At 65.0% G+C, this 17063-nt stretch carries 14 protein-coding genes; 5 read left to right on the top strand and 9 right to left on the bottom strand.

Translation table 11 applies throughout. The features are described 5' to 3' along the window. The first annotated feature begins 76 nt into the window (after positions 1-76). On the top strand, positions 77-1648 hold the full coding sequence (locus ACVWWJ_RS22720) for a methyl-accepting chemotaxis protein (RefSeq protein WP_456969596.1): 1572 nt from the start codon (positions 77-79) through the stop codon (positions 1646-1648). A 33-nt stretch (positions 1649-1681) separates the two neighbouring features. On the opposite strand, the gene ACVWWJ_RS22715 is transcribed toward ACVWWJ_RS22720, so the two are convergent. The 3 genes from ACVWWJ_RS22715 to ACVWWJ_RS22705 are packed head-to-tail and all read right to left on the bottom strand — an operon-like array spanning position 1682 to position 3735. Next, positions 1682-2299 carry a helix-turn-helix transcriptional regulator gene (locus ACVWWJ_RS22715; protein ID WP_456969595.1) on the bottom strand — a complete coding sequence of 206 codons (618 nt, stop codon included), beginning with the start codon at positions 2297-2299 and terminating at the stop codon, positions 1682-1684. A gap of 53 nt (positions 2300-2352) precedes the next feature. Then, entirely contained in the window at positions 2353-3060 is a 708-nt protein-coding gene (locus tag ACVWWJ_RS22710) for a DUF899 family protein (RefSeq protein WP_456969594.1), read from the bottom strand. 15 nt (positions 3061-3075) lie between these two features. Next, positions 3076-3735 carry a glutathione S-transferase family protein gene (locus tag ACVWWJ_RS22705; protein ID WP_456969593.1) on the bottom strand — a complete coding sequence of 220 codons (660 nt, stop codon included), beginning with the start codon at positions 3733-3735 and terminating at the stop codon, positions 3076-3078. A gap of 131 nt (positions 3736-3866) precedes the next feature. Here ACVWWJ_RS22705 and ACVWWJ_RS22700 point away from each other — a divergent pair, with 131 nt between their 5' ends. Then, complete coding sequence (locus ACVWWJ_RS22700) at positions 3867-5081, top strand: FAD-dependent oxidoreductase (protein WP_456969592.1); 1215 nt, start codon at positions 3867-3869, stop codon at positions 5079-5081. A 79-nt stretch (positions 5082-5160) separates the two neighbouring features. Beyond that, positions 5161-6198 carry a L,D-transpeptidase gene (locus ACVWWJ_RS22695; protein ID WP_456969591.1) on the top strand — a complete coding sequence of 346 codons (1038 nt, stop codon included), beginning with the start codon at positions 5161-5163 and terminating at the stop codon, positions 6196-6198. A 13-nt stretch (positions 6199-6211) separates the two neighbouring features. On the opposite strand, the gene ACVWWJ_RS22690 is transcribed toward ACVWWJ_RS22695, so the two are convergent. From ACVWWJ_RS22690 to ACVWWJ_RS22665, 6 genes are all read right to left on the bottom strand, one after another. Next, the gene (locus ACVWWJ_RS22690; RefSeq protein ID WP_456969590.1) at positions 6212-7114 is read right to left on the bottom strand and encodes a LysR substrate-binding domain-containing protein; all 903 of its coding nucleotides are present in this window, start codon (positions 7112-7114) and stop codon (positions 6212-6214) included. Positions 7115-7218: 104 nt separating this feature from the next. Continuing rightward, positions 7219-7986: a bestrophin-like domain gene (locus ACVWWJ_RS22685; RefSeq protein ID WP_456969589.1), complete on the bottom strand. Its 768-nt coding sequence runs from the start codon at positions 7984-7986 to the stop codon at positions 7219-7221. A gap of 115 nt (positions 7987-8101) precedes the next feature. Further along, positions 8102-8551: a hypothetical protein gene (locus tag ACVWWJ_RS22680; protein WP_159894451.1), complete on the bottom strand. Its 450-nt coding sequence runs from the start codon at positions 8549-8551 to the stop codon at positions 8102-8104. A 75-nt stretch (positions 8552-8626) separates the two neighbouring features. Further along, the gene (locus tag ACVWWJ_RS22675; protein WP_456969588.1) at positions 8627-10102 is read right to left on the bottom strand and encodes an efflux transporter outer membrane subunit; all 1476 of its coding nucleotides are present in this window, start codon (positions 10100-10102) and stop codon (positions 8627-8629) included. Beyond that, on the bottom strand, positions 10099-13299 hold the full coding sequence (locus ACVWWJ_RS22670) for an efflux RND transporter permease subunit (RefSeq protein WP_456969587.1): 3201 nt from the start codon (positions 13297-13299) through the stop codon (positions 10099-10101). The genes ACVWWJ_RS22675 and ACVWWJ_RS22670 overlap by 4 nt, the downstream gene beginning before the upstream one ends. After that, a complete protein-coding gene (locus ACVWWJ_RS22665; RefSeq protein ID WP_456969586.1) occupies positions 13299-14429 on the bottom strand; it encodes an efflux RND transporter periplasmic adaptor subunit in 1131 nt (376 codons plus the stop codon). The genes ACVWWJ_RS22670 and ACVWWJ_RS22665 overlap by 1 nt, the downstream gene beginning before the upstream one ends. Positions 14430-14675: 246 nt before the next feature. Between ACVWWJ_RS22665 and ACVWWJ_RS22660 the strand changes: the two genes are divergently transcribed. Together ACVWWJ_RS22660 and ACVWWJ_RS22655 are read left to right on the top strand one after the other, a co-directional pair. Beyond that, positions 14676-16865: a TIR domain-containing protein gene (locus tag ACVWWJ_RS22660; protein ID WP_456969585.1), complete on the top strand. Its 2190-nt coding sequence runs from the start codon at positions 14676-14678 to the stop codon at positions 16863-16865. 48 nt (positions 16866-16913) lie between these two features. Next, positions 16914-17063, top strand: coding sequence for a hypothetical protein (locus ACVWWJ_RS22655; protein ID WP_159894443.1), 150 nt, complete (start codon positions 16914-16916; stop codon positions 17061-17063).

Raw genomic sequence — 17063 nt, 5'->3', positions numbered from 1 at the left:
ATAATGCGTAAAAATTAACGCTAAAGTTGCTGGCTGTGCGGCCGACAGGGAGGCATCCCCGCCCCCCGAGTACGCCATGCGATTGCCCCGAATCCCATTGCCCGAACTGACCCTCCGCGCCCGATTGCTGTTTCGCATGGGCGGCACCATCCTCCTCCTTCTCGCGCTATGGATCGTCGGTGGCGCCCAGCTACGCACGGCCGACGAGCGGCTCCAGTCCGTCGTCGACGAGACGCTGGCTCCTGTCGCCAACGTCGGCCGCATCCAGAACGATTACAACGACCTGCTCGACGCCCTGGTGCACGCGACGCTGACCCGGCTGCCGTCGTCGGTCGACGATGCCGTCACCGCGATCGGCAGCGACAGGAACGATATCGACAAGCAATGGAAGTCCCTGACGGCGAGTGGCCTGGGCAAGGCGCAGAGCAAGCTCGTCGCGCTCGCCGCCGAACACCGAAAAGCCGCCGACAAGGCCGTGGACGATGTGATCGAGCTGCTCAAGGCCGAGCAGTACGATATCGCCCAGCTGCAGCTCTCCAACGACGTGCAGTCCGCCGTCGTACCGCTCAAGAGCGACTTCTCGAACCTGTTCGCGCTGGCGCTCGATGGCGGCAAGGCAGAAGCCGAGGCCCAGCACAACGAGATTCGTCGCGGTGGCATCACCTCGGCCATCCTGCTGGGGATCGCGCTGCTTCTCGCCAGTGCGGTCGACCTGGCGATCATCCGCTCGCTGGGCCGCCGTCTCCGTCAGGCCTCGGAGGTCGCCGCCGCCATCGCACGTGGCACGCTCGGTGCCCGCATCGACATCGGTCGCAACGATGAGATTGGTGCGCTGCTCGCGTCACTGGCGGCCATGGACACCCAGCTCGGTAACGTCGTCGTGCAGGTGCGCGATCGCGCCGACCACGTCGCGCACGCCGCCAGCGGGATCGCGCGGGGCAACGACGCGCTGAACGACCGCACGCGCACCCAGTCCGATCACCTGCGTTCGACATCGTCGTCGATGGACGACATGGCCGAGGCCGTCAGCGGAGGTCTCGGTCACGCAACCGCGGCACACCGTGCCGTCGCGCAGACACGGTCGATGACCGACGAAGGCCACAGCGTGGCCATGGACGCTATCGGCAACATGCGCGAGATCCGCCGTAACACCGAGCGCATGACCGAGGTACTCGACCTGGTCGATCAGTTCGCCTTCCAGACCAACCTGCTGGCGCTCAATGCCGCCGTCGAAGCGGCCCGTGCAGGCGAACACGGCCGCGGCTTCGCGGTGGTCGCGTCGGAAGTACGCGAGCTGGCCAAGCGCTGCGCCGAAGCCGCCCGCGACATTCGCCGCCTGATCGCGGACAGCGACGAGGCCGTGGAAGCGGGCGCTGCCTCGGTCGACCGGGCAGGCGCCGTGCTTACGGGTATCGGCGAGCGCGTAACCGAGCTTTCGGGATTGGTCGACTCGGTGATGAACGCCACTCGCGGCCAGAGTGACGGCATTGCCCGCGTCAACGGCGCGATCCACGGTATCGACGAGACCACGCGCGAGAACGCCGTGCTGGTCGAACAGGCCGCCGCGGCGAGCCGCGCCATGCGCGAGAGCGCCGAGATACTGCGGCAGGAGATGGCTTACTTCGTGCTGGAGGGCGAGGCGGCCTGACGGTTTTAAGGCGACGCGCGCGGGCCCTATGTTTCAGGAGCTCTCGCGCACGGCCTTGAGCGTCTTGTACAGCGTGGCCCGCGACAGACCGAGCAACTGCGTGATGTACGTAGCTGCATGGCGCACATCGAACAGGCCGCGCTCTTCGAGCAAGGTGACGAGAGCCTCCCGATCGACGATGCCCATGGCAGCGAGCGTTGTGCCGCGGTCACCGAGGAACTGGCCAACGATGTCGTTGACCTCCTCGCGCCAGTCGTTGCGGAACAGCGCGGCGGGGCGCGGGGCGTTTTCCGCGAAACGCAGGAATTCCTTCGACATTGCCTGCATGGCCTCGAACATGCTCACGTCGACATTGATGCACAACAAGCCGATCGGCTTGCGTCGCCCGTCGCGCAACACCGCCGTGATCGACTTGAGGGTGCGGCCATCGGCATTGGTCTTGGGGTAGGGCCCGATGACAGCGCCATCCAGCGAACCGAGATCATCGAGTTCCGCGAGCGAGTCATCGCCAGCCTTACGCGGCGACATCCGGTTGGCGATATGGCGGATCGTGCCGGTGCCCAGATCGTGGATCACGACTTCGGCGTGCGGCTTGAACACCGTGGCAATCGCATCGGCAACGGGAATATAGGGGGCAAGATGATCGACCATGCGCCGATCATCCCGGTCGCGATACGGATTGTCCAGAATGGACTTGTTGTTGATTATCCCGGGTAGTCCAGGCTCGGATACCACGTCGGCCTACGCCCCTCGGGCGTCGAATCCAGCACAGTCCACAGCGGCATCAGGTCCGGCGCGCCACGCGGATCCTGGCCGGGATCCGCCGACTCCCCACCCATCTCCCCCGCCCAGAACAAGCGGATCGTCCCGTCGCGACGCGTGAATACGTTGAACGCCGGTATGTCGCTGCCGTCGTCGGCAATCGCATGGTAGTCGCGGCTGAAATTGCCGTTGAGATCCGTATAGAGCTTGAGATGCTGCCAGCGCCTTTCCTTCTTGAACGCCAGCAGCTTCGCCAGCGGCGAGCGGGCTACCACGGCAAGCGCCACGTTCTGTTCCATATCGCGTGCTTCGCCATCCCATGCACTGAGCAGGGAGGTACACATCGGGCAGGGTCGCTCCCGCTCGGGTCCGAACATGTAGCTGTAGACGACGAGCGTTTGCTTGTCGCCGAACAGGCCGGCGAGATCGACAGCACCGTTGACGCCCTCGAACCGGTAATCGCCCCGTGCTTCACCGCCGGGCGGTAGCTCACGACGCATCGCCGCTACGCGCTCGATGTGCCGCCGAAGTTCGATTTCCTCTGCGAGAAGTGCGTTACGCGCGCTGCGGTAGTCGGCGCTCTCGTTGGGCATGCGGACGGTGTTTCGGCTCGCCAGTTCGCTGGCGGAGGTAAGGGCTTGGCTGCTCATGGACGTCTCCTTCGATCAGTCGCGGTCAGGTGCGCCGAGGGGAAACAGCGGGCGGTATGGGCGGGCCTCGTCGACGGCGCGGGCGAACGAGGGGCGCGCAAGCAAGCGCCGTCGGTAGGCATGTACGTGGGCAAAGGTTTCGGGGATAGGGTGGGTCCAGTCGGCGTAGAACAGGAACGGTGCCGCGCCGCAATCGGCCAGGCTGAAGTGCTCGCCGGCGGCCCATTCGCGACCGGCCATCACCTTGTCCAGCCACGCATAGGCAGCATCCAGCATCTGCCGGCAGTCGGTAACGCCGCAAGGATCACGTTGCCCGCCGGGCCGGATGAAGTCGAACACGATCCGCTGCTGTGGCGTCGAGATGTAGTTGTCGAAGAAGCGGTCCATGGCACGGACCTCGAGCGCCGCCTTACGGTCGTCCGGCCGCATCGGCGCCGGGCCGGGGTGGTAAAGGTCGAGGTACTCGATGATCGTGCTGGCTTCGGTGATCGTCCGTTTGCCATCGACCAGGATCGGAAAGCGCCGCAGGGGCCAGAGATCGGCGAACTCCGCGTAATTTTCCGGCTGCTCGGGGGAAAGCATCTTCCACTCGAAGGGGGTGCCGTTCTCGTAGATGGCCACGAGGGCCTTCTGGCAGTACGAGGAGAAGGGATGGGCATAGAGCTTCAAGGTCATCGCATGCACCTTTAGTCGGGAACATGAAGAGGGGTTCTTCTTCACGTCGAACGGGAAGCAGGCATTTCGACACGCCGCGGAGGGCGCCGCTGGATCGGTCTTGCTATCCTCCGGCAAACGGAGGATCACGGATGAAGGTCGCCATCGTAGGCTACGGAACCGCAGGGCAGGCAAGTGCCATCCTGCTGTCCGCGCAGGGACACGAGATCACGGTATTCGAGAAGAGCCCCATCCTCGGGCCGGTCGGGGCAGGGTTCCTGCTGCAGCCCACCGGGATCGCGGTGCTGGACCGTCTCGGCCTGGCCGGGCGCGCCATGGCCCTGGGCCAGCGTATCGACGAGCTCCACGGCAGCACCCCGCGCGGGCGGCCGGTCATGGCCATGCGCTACCGCGACCGCCGCGCCGACTGTTTCGGCCTGGGCATGACCCGTGGCGCCCTGTTCGAACTGCTCCGCGAGGCCCATCACGAGGCGGCCCACGTCCGCACGGGGATCTTCATCGCCGGCTACGACGCCACCAGCCGCTGCGTGTTGGACACCGACGGCACAGCGCACGGCCCGTTCGACCTGACCATCGCGGCTGACGGCGCGCATTCGGTCCTGCGGGCCCGCTGCGAGAACCAGGTCGGGCGCGAAAAGCTGTATCCGTGGGGAGCGGTATGGTGCCTGCTGCGCATCGACGACTGGCAGGCGCCGACCCACCTGCTTCAGCGCTATGCCGGTACCCGCGCCATGATCGGCATGCTGCCCGTCGGTACGCGGCCGGGCCATGGAGGTCGCTGGGTGACGTTTTACTTCAGCCTTCCGGGCGAGCAGGTCGACGTTTTCGACGACCTCAGCGTCGCGGCGATGAAGACCACCGTCGGCGGCATCTGGCCCGAACTCACGCCGCATATCGCTCACCTCGAGCATTCCGAGCAGCTCAATCGGGCGCGCTACCGTGACGTGGTCCTGCGCCGTCCGCACCACGATCGCCTGGTCGTTATCGGCGACGCCGCGCACGCCATGAGCCCGCAATTGGGCCAGGGCGTGAACATGGCCCTGCTGGACGCTGCGGCGCTCGCCGATGCGCTGGGCGAGCACGATGACATCGACGCTGCCCTCGATACGTACCGCCGCCAGCGCCATGCTCACGTGCGTATCTACCAGCGCATGAGTCGGTGGCTGACGCCTTTGTTCCAGTCGGACCGCACGGTGCTCGGCTGGTGTCGCGACGCGCTGTTCGGGCCGCTGGGTAAGTTGCCGGGTGCACGCGGGCCGATGCTCAGCATCCTTACCGGCGAGGCGGGCCACCGACGCAGCCCGCAAGGTGAAGATGTCCAAGCGGAGCAGCTTCCCACTCCGTAGGATGCGCAACGAAACCATACTCGCGCGTGCGGCCGTCCTCGGTTTACGCTTCGTGCGAAGGGGAATATCGGAGATCCGGATGAAACGCGTTGCCGCTGCCGTCGTACTGCTCGTTTCGCTCACCACGGCGTCGTTCGCCGCCAATCCCATTCCGGTGTGGGGTGCCAAGCAGTCGAGCCCCGCCGATACCCGTCCGGGCGATCTCAAGCCGGGCCAGTGGATCTGGGGCGGCCGCGGCGCGTCGCCGGGCCCCATGGCGGTCATCGTCAGCATCACCGAGCAGCGCGCGTACGCGTACCGCAACGGCATCCTCATCGGGGTGACCACGGTGAGCACCGGCAAGAAGGGCCACGAAACCCCGACGGGAGTGTTCACCATCCTGCAGAAGGACAAGGACCACCACTCCAAGAAGTACGACGACGCGCCGATGCCCTACCAGGAACGCCTGACCTGGGACGGCGTAGCACTGCACGCGGGTGGTCTTCCGGGCTACCCGGAATCGCACGGCTGCGTGCACATGCCCACCGAGTTCGCTCGCCTGTTGTTCGATGCGACCAACATGGGCATGACGGTGGTCGTCGCCGAAGAGGGCACGGCGCCCGTCACCGTGGTGCATCCCAGCGCGGTGATTCCCATCGACCCGCGCAACGGCAGCGACCTGCCGCTCGAGCCCCTGGCGGACGGCGTGCCCTACCGCTGGAATCCGGACGCCTCACCCACGGGCCCGATCTCCATGGTGCTCAGCGTGGCCGACAATCGCGTCATCGTCTTCCGCAACGGCATCGAGATCGGCCGCAGCCGCATCGAAGTGAAGGATCCCCTGGTCGGCACGCACGCTTACATCGTCGCCTCGGGCTACATGCCCGACGCGCCGGATCGCGCGGGGCTACACATGCCTAACTGGATCACCATCGGCATTCCCGGCCACGGCGACGAAGGCGGCAAGGTGGTGGACGAAGCCCTGGTCAACCGCGTCTCGGTGCCCCGCGAATTCATGGAGAAGATCGTGCCCCTGCTGGCGCCGGGCTCCGTGCTGCTCGCCACGGACGAGAGCGTGCAGCCGGAAACCACCGGCCGAAAGGTGCAGGTGATCGATTCCAATCCGCCGGGCGTCTGAGAGAAGATTCCTCTCAGTGATCGAAGCCGTTATCACCGATGGCTTCAACCAGGTAAGTCACGAGCGAGGCGATGCGCGCCGAAATCGCCGTGTTGCGGTAATACACGGCGTTGATCGGCTGGCGGAACTCCACGGTGTTCTTCGCGAGCACCTGTACGAGGCGACCGGAGTCGCGATCGTCGCGCGTCATGAAATCGGAAAGGCAGACGACGCCGTTGCCTTCGATGGCGAGCTGGCGCAGCGTCTCACCGCTGGACGCACTGATCGTGGGCTTGACGTGGACGGGCTGTTTCTTCTCGTCGAGCAGCGGCCAGTCGTTGAGTGCGTCCGGCTCGGTGAAGCCGAGCAACGAATGCTTCGACAGGTCCGAAACCTTACGTGGCGTTCCGCGTGACTCGAGGTAGGCGGGACTGGCCAGGCAGCGGATACGGCTGCTACCGATCGGTCGCGCATGCAGCGTGGAATCCTTGAGGCGGCCAATGCGTAGGGCGACATCCGTGCGCCGTTCCAGAAGGTCGATATAGCCCTCGCTGCTGTGCAGTTCCAGATCCACATCGGGAAAGCGCTCCCGATACCCCGCAATCAGGGGGACGACTACGTGCAGCATGAAGGGCGATGCGGCGTCGACGCGCAGACGGCCTGCGGGACGACTGCGTCGCGTCGCCATCTGTTCCTCGGCATGCTCCACGGCGGCGACGATGTCGCGTGCGCGCTCCAGGAACGCCGCGCCTTCGTCTGTCAGTTCGATACGCCGCGTGGTGCGGCGGAGCAAGGTGGTCTGCAGCTTCTCTTCGAGGCGGCCCAGCGTGCGGCTCGCTGCCGACACCGTCTGGTCCAGCTGTTGCGCTGCCTTGGTGATCGAGCCGGTGTCGACGACGGCGATGAAGTTCTGTATCTCGTCGAGGGTGATGTTCATCGTTGATTTTCGCGAAAGACCGTTTTGCTTATACGCGGCTTTTTGCACAAAGGTAAGCGTCGCTTGCATCGGACGTAAAGCATCGCCGATTCAGCGGCGATGGCTCACGGCAGCGCGAGCTCGGTGGCAGCCTGCAGCAAGGGCTCACCGGATACGCGCAGAACACCGGTATACGGTGCCTCCAGCTCCATGATCAAAAAGATCGAGCCCGAGAACGCCAGCGCGGCGCAGAACAGCACGAGGCGCACGGACGCGTTGTGCATGGCGAACGTGCCCATGCCGATGAAGATCAGCACGATCCAGGCCGTAACCACGATGAGGAGAAAGGTGGGCTCGGACGATCGCTCATGTTCCGAGGTCAGGATGCGTTCCTTGCCGAGATCGGCGGTGATCTGGAGGGCGCGCCACTGGAACCACTTCTTCGCTTCGCTATCGGGCTGCAAGGCAAGAAGGGATTCCTGCAACTGCGTGATCAGGCTCAGGCTGGTATGCGGCAGGCGGAACACCACCTTCTCCATCTCGCCGTTCGCCGCCACGCGCTCCGTAGCGTGGGCAAGGAAGGCGCGCAGGTCCGTACGGATCGGCGCCGTCTCGGGACCGTAGCCGGAGAGTGCGCGGTCGAGCAGGAGGATCGAGGTGGAGACCCCCACGACGTCGTCATTGGCGCGGTCGAAGGTGGCGCGTGCCGAGGTGACCATGAAGCCGAGCACCAGCGCGGCCAGGGTGGCCATCATGCTGATGCCGAACTGCGCGGCTTTCTGCGCCTCGTAGACAAGGTGCTCTTCCGGCATCCGCCGCGCGATCCAGCCGCCGAGGAACAGGCTGCCACAGGCAAGGAGCAGTACGGCTAGCGAGACGACGATCGCATACATCGTTGGCTTCCCCCTGGTAAGGCACCGGCAACCTGCCGCGTATCTCATGGTGGCCGCCAGCCAGCCGGATGCCTTTTCGAATACCACGGTTTTTTCGGAAACGAATGGTCGCCCTTCAGGTACCGGTCGCGGCCTCGACATGGTCCGGCGCCGAACGGACGCTCAGGGTGTACCAGTGCTCCTTGCCCTTGGCGTCGTGGTATTTGCGTAGCACCGGCTCGAGGTCGTTTTCCTCGCACCAGGTGACGAACGGCCTCCAGGCCGCGTTATACGGGTGCGCGGGATTGCGGATGTCGTAATCCGGCGCCCAGCGGAAGGTCTGCAGGATCAGCGCCACCGTGGTGTTCTGCCCTGCACCCAGCTGGATCGGTTTCACCTCGGTGCCCGCGAGGATCCGGGTGGTGAACTGGGTCTTCGCGGTGTCGAGGAATTCCTGCACCAGGCGAAGGTCCTTTTCGGCGGACGGACCCTGCTGGTTCGCCTGCAATTCGAGATCACGCAGGCAGTCGGCTTTTGCGCATCTCTCGGTGATCCGGAGCATTGCACCCAACGTCGTTGCAGCCATGGCGGCAGTCTCCTGAAGCGGATGCCTTGATTATAGGACGCACATCATCGAAGTAGCTGTACTTGGCGCGGCGCATCATTCCGTCGCGGGCGATGCAGTTGCCGGAGCGTCGCCCCAGCCGCCGCCCAGGGCACGAATCAGGTTCACGGTGGATGTCGCCTGCGTGCCACGTAGCCGGACTGCGGTGAGCCGGGCGTTGAGCACCACGCGTTCCGTATCGATGACATTGAGATAAGCAACCGAGCCATCTTCGTACTGCGTCTTCGAGAGCTCGGCGGCGCGTGTCGAAGCGGCGACTTCGTCACCCTGCACGCGCGTCTGGTCTTCGAGGATGCGCAGGTTGGCAAGGTTGTCTTCCACTTCCTGGAAGGCCAGCAGCACCTGCTGGCGATATTTCGCGACGTTCTCTTCGTACCGCGCCTTGGCGTTGGCCAGGTTGCCCTTGCGCACGCCACCGTCGAAGATCGGCAGGTTAGCCGCCGTGCCGACGAGCGGGCCCAGCAGGAAGCTGCGGCTCGACCACTTGAACAGGTTACTGAAGGCCGACGACTCATAGCCGCCCGTCCCGGTCAGCACGATGGACGGAAAGTAAGCCGCACGAGCCACGCCGATGCGGGCGTTCTCCGCGGCCATGGCCCGTTCGGCCGCGGCAATGTCCGGCCTGCGCTCGAGCAAGGACGACGGCATGCCCGGCGGGATGTGGATCACCACCGGTTCCAGCGGGCGCGCTGCGACGGATAACTCGGAAGGTGCCTTGCCGAGCAGCACGGCCAGCGCATGCTCCGAACTTGCCCGCTGCCGTTCCACCGTCATCGAATCCGATTGAGCCGAGGCCAGTTCCGCCTTCGCCTGTGCCAGTTCCAGATCGCTGACCTCACCAGCTTCCGCGCGATGCTGCACGAAGGTGAGTGCCTCGGTACGCAGTTCCACGGCACGGTGGTAAACCGCCAGCTCCGCGTCGAGCTCGCGCAGGTTGAAGTAGTTCTGCGCGACGTCGGCCTGCAAGGCCAGTTGCACCGAGCGGAACAGCGCCTCGCTCTGCTGCGTATCCGCATGCGCCGCATGCACGGACGAAGCGACGCGACCGAACAGATCCACCTCGTACGAGATATTGGCCTGCGCCCGCCACACGGTTTGCGCATCGGGACGTGGTCCGCCCGGCGGCACGCCGAGCGAGTCCGGCGAGTTCTGCTGGCGCGATGGACCGAAGCCGGCGGAGAGGCTTGGGAATCGCGCCGCGCCGGTCACACCCTCGATCGCCCGCGCCTCCTGCACACGTGCCGCGGCGGCCGCGAGATTCTGGTTGGCAGCCGAGGCCTGCGCTTCAAGGTCATCGAGCTGGCTGTCCTTGAACACCTTCCACCACTCACCGCGCGCGGCATCCTCGGCCGGCATCGCGGTCTGCCAGGTGCCAGCCTCGGCGGGACTCAACGTTTCCTTGAAGGCAGGCGATTCCGCCGCCGGAGGTACGCTGTACTTCGGTGCAAGGGAACAACCCGACACGCCGGCCAGCAGCAGGCCCCAGCAGGCGATGGAAGGCATGGTCTTCATGGCGGGCTCCCCGGGCCGGCGTCTTCGATGCCGATGACGCGGCCGTTCTTGCCGTGCTTGTCCTCAAGGTGATGGCCACCGGAGAGCTTGCGCAGGATCACGTAGAACACCGGCGTCAACATCAGTCCGAACAGGGTGACGCCGAGCATGCCGAAGAACACCGCGATGCCCATGGCGTGACGCATCTCGGAGCCTGCGCCGGACGACAGCACCAGCGGCAACACGCCCATGATGAAGGCGATCGAGGTCATCAGGATCGGGCGCAGACGCAGGCGGCTCGCTTCAATGGCGGCATCGACGATGGATCGTCCCTGTATCTCCAGCTCCCGTGCGAACTCCACGATCAGGATCGCGTTTTTCGACGCCAGGCCGACCAGCACCATCAGGCCCACCTGGGTAAAGATGTTGTTGTCACCGCTATCGAGCCACACGCCGATGAGCGCACAAAGCAGGCTCATGGGTACGATCAGGATCACGGCCAGCGGCAGGGTCAGGCTCTCATAGAGAGCGGCCAGCGTGAGGTACACCAGCAGCAGGCTCACGGGAAAGACCAGGAGCGACGCATTGCCGGCGATGATCTGCTGGTAGGTGAGGTCGGTCCACTCGAGCTTGAACCCACGCGGCAGGGTTTCTGCCGCGACGCGCTCCACGGCAGCCTGTGCCTGTCCGGAGGAGAAGCCAGGCGCGGGACCACCGTTGATGTCGGCAGCCGTGTAACCGTTGTAACGCACGACGGATTCCGGCCCGAAGGTAGTGGATACCTTCACCAGTGACGCCAGCGGAATCATCTCGCCGTCGACGTTGCGCGTCTTCAGCAGGCCGATGTCTTCGGGGTGCGCGCGGAACGGCGCATCGGCCTGCACGCGTACCTGGAACACCCTGCCAAAGCGGTTGAAGTCGTTGACGTACTGCGAGCCGAGGAACACCTGCATGGTATTGAACACGTCGGTCACTGCCACGCCGAGTTGCTTCGCGTTGTCGCGGTCCAGGTCCACCTTCAGCTGCGGCACGTCGATCTGGTAATTGGTGAAGGTGGGCCCGAGCTCCGGCGCCTTGGCCGCTTTGGCCAGGAAGGCCTTCACGGCATCGTTGAGTGCCGTATAGCCCTGTGCGCCCCGGTCTTCGATCTGGAACTTGAATCCACCCAGCGTGCCGAGGCCGAGCACCGGCGGTGGCGGGAACACGGCGATATACGCGCCCTTGATGGCCGCATACTTCTGGTTCAACGCCATGGCGATCGCACCGGCTGACTCTCCGGATCCGTGACGATCGGCGAACGGTTTCAGCGCCAGGAACATCACGACTGAGCTTGACGAGTTCACGAAGCCGTTAATCGATAGCCCCGGATGTTGCACGGCGTGATCCACGCCCGGCTGCTTCATGCCTATGGCACCCATCTCGCGCGTGATCGCTTCCGACCGATCCAGCGAGGCACCGTTCGGCAGCTGCGCAATGGCGATGATGTATTCCTTGTCCTGCGCGGGCACGAACCCACCCGGCACGATGCGTCCCATCATCACCGCGGCAGCAAGCAGCACCACATAGAGAATGAGCATGCCGCCCTTGTGCGCAATGACCCGTGTTACGCCGTGACCGTACCCTTCCGACGCACGATGAAATACGCGATTGAACACGCCGAAGAATCGACCGAGTCCACGATCCATTACGCGGGCAAGCCAGTCCTTGGGTTCGTCGTGGCCCTTGAGAAGCAAGGCGGCCAGGGCTGGCGAAAGCGTCAGCGAATTGAACGCCGAGATCACCGTGGAGATGGCGATGGTCATGGCGAACTGCTTGTAGAACTGCCCGGTCAGGCCGGACATGAAAGCCAGTGGCACGAACACCGCAACGAGTGTCAGCGCAATGGCGATGATCGGCCCGCTCACCTCGCTCATGGCCTGGTACGTGGCCTCCCGCGCGGACAGTCCGGACTCGATGTTTCGCTCGACGTTCTCGACGACCACGATCGCGTCATCCACCACGATGCCGATGGCCAGCACCATGCCGAACAAGGAAAGTGCGTTGATGGAGTAACCCAATAACAACAGTATCGAGAACGTGCCAATGATCGACACCGGTACCGCGAGCAGGGGAATAAGCGACGCACGCCACGTCTGCAGGAAGAGGATCACCACCAGCACCACCAGGCAGATCGCCTCGATCAGCGTGTGGATCACGGCCTCGATACTGGAGCGGACGAAGGTGGTCGGGTCGTAGACGATGCTGTATTCGACGCCCGGCGGCATGTCTTTCTGCAGGTCCTTCATGGCTGCGCGCACGTCTTCGGACAACTGCAGGGAGTTCGCACCCGGCAGCTGGAAGATCCACATCGCCACCGCCTGCTTGTTGTCGAGCAGGGCGCGCGATCCGAACTCCGCCGCACCCAGCTCCACGCGGGCCACGTCGTGGATATGGGTCAAGGCGCCGTTGGTACTCTTGAGCACGATGTCGCCGAACTCCTGCTCGGTCTGCAGGCGACCCTTGGCGTTGATGCTCAACTGCAAGGGCACCGCACCGGCCATCGGCGATCCGCCGATCACGCCGGCGGCCACCTGCACGTTCTGCTCGCGAATGGCGGTGACGACGTCGGACGCGGTCAGGCTGCGCTCCGCCAGCTTCTTCGGATCCAGCCAGATCCGCATGGCGTAGTCGCCCGATCCCTTGAGTACCACCTGGCCGATACCGTTGAGGCGTTCCAGTCGCTCCTTGACGTTGATCAGGGCGTAGTTGCGCAGGTAGGTCTGGTCGTAGCGGGCGTCGGGCGAGATCAGGTGGACGACGAGGGTGAGAGTTGGCGATGACTTGATCGTGGTGACGCCAAGCAACTGCACATCGGGCGGCAGGCGCGGGAGTGCCTGCGACACGCGGTTCTGTACCAGCTGCTGGGCCTTGTCCGGATCGATGCCGAGGCGGAAGGTGACCGTCAGCGCCATGTTGCCGTCGCTGCTCGCCTGGGACTGCATGTAGAGCATCCCTTCGACGCCGTTGATCTGTTCTTCCAGCGGCGCGGCCACGGTGTCTGCGATCACCTTGGGATTTGCACCTGGGTACGAGGCATAGACCACGACGGACGGCGGCACGACTTCCGGGTACTCGGAGATGGGTAGCTGGAACATGGCAATGACGCCGGCCAGCAGGATCAGGGTCGACAGCACCCCGGCGAAGATGGGCCGGTCGATGAAGAAGCGCGAGATATTCATCAGGGGCTACTCGCCACGGCATCCTCGCCCGCCATGGGGACGACCTTGGCGTGGACCGGATCGCCCGGATGCACGCGCTGCAGGCCGTTCACCACGATCTTCTCCCCTGGCTTGAGGCCAGCGTCCACCACGCGCAGCCCGTCCACCATCAATCCTGGGGCGATCTCCCGGTATTGCGCGTGGTCCTTGTCGTCGAGCACCAGCACGAACTTCTTTGCCTGGTCCGTGGAGATTGCGCGGTCGTCGATCAGGATGGCCGGATGCGCTGCGCCGCCACCGACGGCAACGCGCGCGAACATGCCCGGCAGTAGTACCCCGTCGGCGTTATCGAACGAGGCGCGAACGCGGATCGTCCCGGTCGTGCTGTTGAGCTGGTTATCGACGGAAGCGATCTTTCCTGTCCGCGAAAAGGCTGCCTCATTGGCAAGGCCAAGCCGCACCGCCACGTCGTGATCGCCGGCCTGACTGAGGTATTTCAGGTAGGTCTGCTCGTCCACGTCGAAACCGGCGTAGATGGGATTGACCGAGACCAGGGTGGTCAGCGGTGGCGAGCTGAAGCCGGCGGCGACGATATTGCCGACCGTCTGTTCCGCACGCGACATGCGGCCATCGACCGGTGCGACGATCTTCGTGTAACCAAGATTGACCTTCGCATCCTCGAGCGCGGCCTCGGCGGCTTTGACGTTGGCCGTGGCTTCCAGCGCCGCGTTGGAGCGGTCGTCGAAATCGCGTTTTGATATCGCATTGCCCTGAAGCAGCTTCTGCGCGCGTGCGGAATCCGCCGAGGTGAACTTCTCATGCGCCCGTGCTGCCGCAAGTTGCGCGGACGCGCGGTCGGCGGCCGCCGTATAGGTCCGTGGATCGATGAGGAAGAGCGGATCGCCCTTCTTAACCATCTGCCCGTCCTTAAAGTAGACGGCCATGATGGTGCCCGGCACCAGGGCGCGGATGTCCACGTGGTCGATGGCCTGCAGCCGCCCGGAATAGCTTTGCCAGTCCGTGATCGGCTTGTTGACCACCACGGCCACGTCGACCTCGGCGGGTCCGGCAGCTGGCGCGGCACCATGGCCGCTGCAGGCGGCAAGGACCAGGGCACAGGCCACGGCGAATACGTAGCGTTTGTCGTGCATGCGGCTTTCCCCACTGGCGCGCCGCTGCAGGGGCGCAACGACAGCCTGAGTGTCAGTCGCGCAAAGGAGCCCGGCTAGCAGGGTTCGACGGGTTTTTGGCGGATGGTGCTGCGTGAAGGCCGTGTCGACGCCGCGAGACGGCATCCGTTCACGTGCCGTGAAAACGTGCGCCGCATCACATTTCGGTGCTAGCGTGTGCCTTCGGGCCGCCGGGGGAGGCTGTTCACGACCTGCGGGGTATCGCGCGTGTCGACCGAAGGTTTCATGGCGCCGGGCTTCCGGTACCGCGCCTTCATCAGCTACAGCCACCAGGACGCCGCCTGGGCGGCGTGGCTACACCGCGCCCTGGAAAGCTACGTCATCCCGGCACGCCTCGTCGGCCAGGCCACGGCTATGGGCGTGGTTCCCAGGCGTCTTGTGCCGGTGTTCCGCGATCGCGACGAACTGGCCAGTGCGGGTGACCTGGGTCGCACCGTCAACGCTGCCCTCGCGCAATCGGAATGCCTGCTGGTGATCTGCTCGCCGCAGGCGGCGACGTCGCGTTGGGTCAACGAAGAGGTGCTCTCATTCAAGCGCCTCGGTCGCGACGAGCGGATCTTCTGCCTCATCGTCGCCGGGGAACCCGCGGAGTGTTTCGTTCCCTCCCTGCGCCATCGCCTTGGCAGCGACGGGGCCCTCGGTGGCGATACGATCGAGCCCGTCGCGGCGGACGTAAGGCAAGGCAGCGATGGCAAGCTCAACGCCCTGATCAAACTCGTCGCCGGCGTACTCGATGTCGGCTTCGACGACCTCAAGCAGCGCGAACTGCACCGGCGCACGCATCGCGCCATGGTCGTCGCCTTCCTGGCCCTTGGTGTCATGACGGTCACCACGGGGCTGGCGGTCAGCGCCTTCATCTCGCGGCACGCCGCCATGGTCGCCAGCCATGTGGCCGAGCGCCGCCAGAAGGAGGCGGAAGACCTGGTCAGCTTCATGCTCGGCGACCTCAACGACAAGCTAGCCCAGGTGTCGCGGCTGGACATCATGGAAGCGGTGGACAACCAGGCCATGAAGTACTTCCAGGCCCAGCCGATCGAGGAAGTCACGGATAGGGCACTAGCGCAGCGCGCCTCGGCGCTCGAGAAAATCGGCAGCGTCCGTCTGGACCAGGGCCAGTTGGGCGCTGCCATGACGTCGTACCAGGCGGCGCTCGCGGTAGCCACGCGGCTGGCCGACGCGACGCCGACGAACATCGAGCGGCAACTCACACTCGCGGAGGTCTGGGCTTTCATCGGCATGACGCAGTGGCGTCAGGGCAAGCTCGACGACGCGCAGCGAAGCTTCACCAGTGCACAGGCAAGGCTGCAACCCGCCGCGGTGCGTGCGCCCGGAAACACCCAGCTGGCCTTTCAGCGCGCCACGCTCGACAACAACATCGGACATGTCATGGAGGCGCGTGGCGAACTTGACCAGGCCGCATCGCAGTACCGCCACATGCTCGCCCTGATGCAGGACCTGGTCCTCGGCCAGCCACATAACGCGGACTGGGTCGAATACCTGGGGTCGGCGTACAACAACCTCGGCAAGCTCGCCGTGATGCGCGGCGATCTCGCGGAAGCGATGGCGCAGTACGGCGCGGACGAGCGTATCCAGTCCGGACTGGCTGCCGCCGATCCGAAAGACATGAGCCGACGCGACAACCTCCTCACCGTCCACGCCATTCTCGGGCGCACCCAGGCGCTGACGGGTGACACGGCCAGGGGCATGGCGCGCCTCCAGCATGCCGTCGACATGGCGACCGAACTCGGCGTGCTCGATCCGAGCAATACCGACTTCCAGGAGCATGCGGCGTTGTATGCGGTGCAGCTCGGTCGCCTGCGCCGGTTGAGTGGCGATCTGTCATCGGCCGCGGACCTGAATGCGAAAGCGCTGTCGATCTTCGCTGGCCTGACGACGCACGATCCGGCGAACGCCGCCTGGCAGCGCGAGTACGCGGAAGCCCAGCTCGAACAGGCAGCGCAACTGCGCGAAGCTGGCCAGGCGGATGAAGCTCGCGAACGCGCCGCGGCGGCATTGCACGCGTTGACGCCCCTGATGGCCCAGCTGCCCGATGATCGGTCGACCCTGCTCGCGGGTTCGGCAGCACGGCTCGCCCTTGCGGCCGTGACCACCGACGACGAGGCGGCCCGGCAACTGCTGACCGAAACGCTCGACAACGTTCAGTCCGCGAAAAGCGGGCAGGGCGATCCGCGCCTGCAGGCCCTGCGCGTCGAGGCGTTGCTGGCGCTGCAACGTAAACCCGATGCGACGCCCCTGATCCAGCGCCTCTGGGCCAGTGGCTACAGGGACGCCGGACTGCTTCGTGTGCTCAGGCGCGAGCACATCGATTACCCGGTCAACCAGGCATTCCAGCATGAACTCCTGGTGGCCATGCGCGGCGGGCCACCGCACGAGTAAGGAGTAACCGCGCCGCCCCCATCACCATCCACCCAGTGGGAGAACGTCATGTCCAAGCTCGGCAACCAGCAAGACCAGGACGAACCGAACGATCCCCTCGACGAAGAAACCGAGAACGCGCATGAGCGCGACGCCGACGAAGAGCGCGGGAGCGGTCCATCGAAGGTAACTACCAACCCGGGCATCAAGAACACCTGA

The organism is Luteibacter sp. HA06, from assembly GCF_054061215.1.
The sequence above is the reverse complement of the archived record's forward strand: the minus strand, read 5'-3'. Positions and strand labels throughout refer to the sequence as shown.